The following is an 864-nucleotide window of genomic DNA, read 5'->3' on the forward strand; positions in this document are numbered from 1 at the left end:
GCCCGAGCCGGGGCTCGCGGCACCCGCGACGGCCCCGGGGACGGCGCCGCCGGCGGCGGCGGTGGGCCGCCCGCTGCACGCGGTACGCAACCAGAACCTGCTGGTCAGCCAGCTGCTCACCCCACAGGCGCTCCTGCTCCCGTTCGGTCTGGCCTTCGTCGTGGTGCAGTTCCTCACCGCCGGGTCGTGGTCGTTCGTCGCGGTGGCGAGCACGCTGACCGCGATGGCCGGTGTGCTGCTGCAACCGATCCGCCGGGTCCTCGACGACTGGAACTTCCGGCTGGCCCGCGACGGCGGCACGCTGCGGGTGCACAACGGCCTGCTGGAGACCCGGGCGCAGACCGTGCCGCTGGACCGGGTGCAGACCGTACGGGCCACCTGGCCGCTGCTCTGGCGGGTGAAGGGCTGGCTGCGGCTACGGCTGGAGGTGGCCGGGTACTCCGTCGCGGAGGCCGACGACCGCAACCGACCGGACCGTCTGCTGCCGGTCGGTGACCTGCCGACCGCGACGATGATCGTCGGCGAGGTGCTGCCGGGCGTACGCCTCGACGCGCTGGCGCTGAGCCCACCACCGCCTCGGGCCCGCTGGCTGCACCCGCTGGGCCGGGGCGCGTTCGGCGCCGGCCTGTTCGAGCGGGTCTTCGCCACCCGGTCCGGGCTGCTCACCCGGCAGGTGGCGATCGTGCCGTACGCCCGGATCCAGAGCGTGCGGGTGGTGCAGGGGCCGGCGCAGCGCCGGCTCGGGCTGGCCACCGTCCACGCGGACACCGCGGGCGGGTCGGGCGCGGCCGCCCAGGACCGGGATCTTTCGGAGGCGTGGGGCCTGGCGGCCGAGCTGACCGCCCGCGCGCACGCCGCCCGCCG

General features: G+C 76.5%; 1 protein-coding gene. It reads left to right on the forward strand.

What is annotated here, in order from left to right:
- The coding region (locus EAD98_RS30205; protein ID WP_233584035.1) for a PH domain-containing protein at positions 1–864 on the forward strand (864 nt) is incomplete at both ends.

Origin of the sequence: Micromonospora sp. CV4, from assembly GCF_003667455.1 — a bacterium.
Lineage (GTDB): Bacteria > Actinomycetota > Actinomycetes > Mycobacteriales > Micromonosporaceae > Micromonospora.